The sequence below is a fragment of the Pontibacter sp. BAB1700 genome, assembly GCF_000277005.1.
GTDB classification, from domain to species: Bacteria; Bacteroidota; Bacteroidia; order Cytophagales; family Hymenobacteraceae; genus Pontibacter; species Pontibacter lucknowensis.
Genome location: NZ_AKIS01000143.1, coordinates 1 through 3,763 on the forward strand (window position 1 = coordinate 1; position 3,763 = coordinate 3,763).

At 49.1% G+C, this 3,763-nt stretch carries 4 protein-coding genes; 3 read left to right on the top strand and 1 reads right to left on the bottom strand.

All coding sequences use genetic code 11. The features are described from left to right. On the bottom strand, positions 1 to 480 hold a 480-nt coding region (locus O71_RS16125; RefSeq protein ID WP_007658840.1), incomplete at its 3' end, for a 2,3,4,5-tetrahydropyridine-2,6-dicarboxylate N-succinyltransferase. Positions 481 to 531: 51 nt separating this feature from the next. On the opposite strand from O71_RS16125, the gene O71_RS16130 reads away from it, so the two are divergent. The 3 genes from O71_RS16130 (at position 532) to O71_RS16140 (ending at position 3,582) form a co-directional block, all read left to right on the top strand. Beyond that, the gene (locus O71_RS16130) at positions 532 to 1,662 is read left to right on the top strand and encodes a glycosyltransferase (RefSeq protein ID WP_007658842.1); all 1,131 of its coding nucleotides are present in this window, start codon (positions 532 to 534) and stop codon (positions 1,660 to 1,662) included. A gap of 76 nt (positions 1,663 to 1,738) precedes the next feature. Then, the gene (locus tag O71_RS16135) at positions 1,739 to 2,737 is read left to right on the top strand and encodes a 3-oxoacyl-ACP synthase III family protein (RefSeq protein ID WP_007658843.1); all 999 of its coding nucleotides are present in this window, start codon (positions 1,739 to 1,741) and stop codon (positions 2,735 to 2,737) included. Between the two features lie 188 nt (positions 2,738 to 2,925). Further along, positions 2,926 to 3,582, top strand: a complete 657-nt coding sequence (locus O71_RS16140) for a metal-dependent transcriptional regulator (RefSeq protein ID WP_007658845.1) — start codon at positions 2,926 to 2,928, stop codon at positions 3,580 to 3,582. Positions 3,583 to 3,763: the final 181 nt, after the last annotated feature.

Genomic DNA, 3,763 nt, shown 5'->3' on the forward strand with positions numbered 1-3,763 from the left:
GTACAGCTCCAGCACACCGCCCAAACCAACGCCTCCACTCAGGTGCACATGCTTGCCCACTTGAGCACAGCTACCTACAGTCGCCCAGGTATCTACCATGGTACCCTCTTCTACATAGGCGCCGATGTTCACGTAAGATGGCATCATGATCACGCCTTTGGCAAGGTAAGCACCGTAACGGGCCACCGCATGCGGCACGACACGCACACCCAGCTCGGCATAATTCTTTTTCAGAGCGATCTTATCATGAAACTCAAAGGGTCCCACTTCGATCGTTTTCATGGCCTGGATCGGGAAGTACATCAGCACCGCTTTTTTTACCCACTCGTTAACTTTCCAGTCGTCACCTGCCGGCTCTGCCACACGCAGACGTCCTTTGTCAAGCTCTTCTATGACAGCGCGAATCGCCTCAATCGTATTCTGTTCTTTCAGCAAGTCACGGTTTTCCCAGGCCTGCTCTATTATCTGCTGTAATGCCATGCTATTTTTCGTTTTTAGAGAATGAATGCGTAAAAGTATTAAATTTAGGCGATGTCTGAAAAGAGAATCCTGCTAGCCTCGCTCCTGAAACCTATAAATGATACCCGCCTTTACGAAAAGCTGGGCTTGTCACTTAGCAAACTAGCGGACCTGAGCATCCATGTAGCCGGTTACGAAGCACCTTTACCTACCGGAGCACCGCCCAACATGCACTTTCACCCGATCTTCCGGTTTCGCAGGCTGAGCGCGGGCCGTATGGTTGCCCAGCGTGACTATTACCGTCTGCTGCAGCACATCAAACCACAGGTAGTTATTGTAGGCACACACGAACTGTTGCTACCCACCCTGCTGTATAAAGCCGGGTATGGTGCCAGGATCATTTACGACATACGGGAGAATTATAGCCTCAACCTGCGCGCGCAGCACAATTACAGCTGGCCTCTCAAGCACCTACTGGCCCTGGCGGTACGAAGTGTTGAAAAGATAACAGCCAGCCACACAGACCACTTCCTGCTGGCTGAGATTAGTTATGCCGATGAACTTCCCTTCATCAGCAACCGCTATACCTTTATCCAGAACAAGTACAAAGGCAATCCGATCGAGCCTGCAACTCCGGTCAGCCTGCCAGCTAATGGGCAGTTGCGCCTGCTCTACAGTGGCACTATAGCAGAAGAGTACGGGATATGGGAGGCTATTGGGCTGGCAAAGCAACTGCAGGCGGTTCGGGGAAATGTAAAGCTGACCATTATTGGCTACTGTGCCAGCAGCCATACCTTGACGAAACTCAGAGAAGCCTGCCAGGCACTGCCTTTCGTAGAGCTGATAGGCGGTGACAAACTGGTACCGCACCAGGCTATTCTGCAGCAGATAGAGAAAAGCCATATTGGTTTGTTGCCCTATCGACCCAATGCCAGCACATTTCGTTGCATCCCTACCAAGCTATATGAATACATGGTCTTCGGACTACCTATTCTGATCCAGGAAAACCCTTTGTGGAAAGGTATAGTAGAGGGAAACGAGGCGGGCATATCTGTTGACTTTATCCAAATAAACATAGACGAGCTCACCAGACAGTTGACCACCAAAGCCTTTTATCAATCAGGTATACCTGCTTCCATTTATTGGGAAAGCGAAGAAGTAAAACTACTACATGTCATCAACCAACTGTTAGCTCAGGTATAGGCAACATTAAAAATTATTTTTAGACGAATCTAAATTGAAATAGAATCAGTATATTTGTAAAGCTAAACCTTATATTATGCGAAATTCAAAGATAGCTGGCGTAGGCCATTATGTACCTGAGAAGGTGGTCACCAATTTTGATCTGGAAAAACTCATGGAAACTTCTGACGAATGGATCCGTGAGCGAACAGGTATACAGGAGCGTCGCTATTTCCAGGAAGGGGTAGATACGACCTCCAATATGGGAGCCAAGGCCTCCATGAAAGCACTTGAAATGGCCGGCCTGAAGCCTGAAGACGTAGACATGATCGTGTTTGCCACCCTCAGCCCGGACTATGTGTTTCCTGGCTCCGGGGTGCTCATGCAACGTGAAATGGGACTAAAAGAAATACCAGCGCTGGATGTGCGCAACCAATGCTCTGGCTTTGTGTATGCACTTTCGGTAGCAGACCAGTTCATCAAAACCGGCATGTATGACAACATTCTGGTGGTAGGCTCCGAGATTCACTCGAACGGTCTGGACTTCTCTACCCGCGGCCGTAACGTATCGGTAATCTTCGGTGACGGTGCCGGTGCGGTGGTCCTCACTCCCTCTGAAAGCAACGAGCGCGGCATCCTGTCCACGCACCTGCACTCCGATGGCGAGTTTGCTGAGGAGCTGGCTGTGATCGATCCGGGCAGTACCAAAAAGGACCGCCTGACGCACGAGATGATCGATGAAGGCACGATTTACCCTTACATGAACGGCAACCAGGTGTTCAAACACGCCGTGACACGCTTCCCCGAGGTAATTGAAGAAGCACTTAATAAAAATGGATATAAGGCATCTGATGTAGACATGCTTATACCGCATCAGGCCAACCTGCGCATCACCTCTTACATACAGCAGAAAATGGGGCTCCCAGCCGAAAAAGTGATGAGCAACATTCACAAGTATGGCAATACTACTGCAGCTTCTGTACCGATCGCTTTGAGCGAAGCCGTGCAGGAAGGACGCATCAAAGAGGGTGACCTGGTATGCATGGCAGCTTTCGGCTCCGGCTTCACCTGGGCCTCTGCGCTTATCCGTTGGTAATTTATGATTGAGTGGTTACGTGAGTTATTGATTGTAGATAAAGTATGATATATGAATCTTACATTTTTAAAGGATAAATTATATCAAACTATAAACAATCACTAACTCACGCAATCATTCAACCACTCAGTCAACAAGCCGCTCAATCACTAACTCACGCAACCGATTATTCACTCAATTAAAAACCTGTGCATAGTTTTACTGAAGAAAACTACATCAAAGCCATATACAAGCTTTCGGATGGCGGCAACCGTGAGGTGAACACCAATGCTATTGCAGATGCGCTGGACACCAAGGCTGCGTCGGTAACCGATATGCTGCGGAAGCTCAGTGCCAAAGGTATAGCCGACTATGTGAAGTACCGTGGTGTGACGCTGACCGGGAAAGGCGAACGAGTGGCTTTACAGATCATCCGCAAACACAGGTTATGGGAGGTTTTTCTGGTAGAGAAGCTGAAGTTCAACTGGGATGAAGTGCACGATATGGCGGAGGAACTGGAGCACATCAACTCTGATCTGCTCATCAGGCGGCTCGATGAATTCCTGGGCTATCCAAAATTTGACCCCCACGGCGACCCTATTCCTACGGAAGACGGCGAGATGAATACCAAGCAGCAGTGCCTGCTCGCTGACCTGGAAGTAAACAGTTCCGGTACCGTAGTAGGCGTCAATGACTCCCAGCCGCTCTTCCTGCAATACCTTGACAAAATGGGTATATTCCTGGGAGCCAAAATTAAAGTAATAGACAAGATACCTTATGACAACTCGCTGGAAATAAACCTGGAAAACAAAAAGAACCTGGTGGTATCCAGTGAGGTGGCCCGCAATATTTTTCTGTCTGCCTAGCATGAGAGCCTTTACTCTAATCCTAAGCCTGTTAATGGTTATGCTGATGGGTACGGCCTGTTCACAGGTTGATAGCCGAGGCGAGGTACCCGCCGGAAAGCGGATGCGGATCGTGACTACGACAGGTATACTGAAGGACGCCGTTGTGAACATAGTAGCGACGCGGCCGATGTGGAGGCGA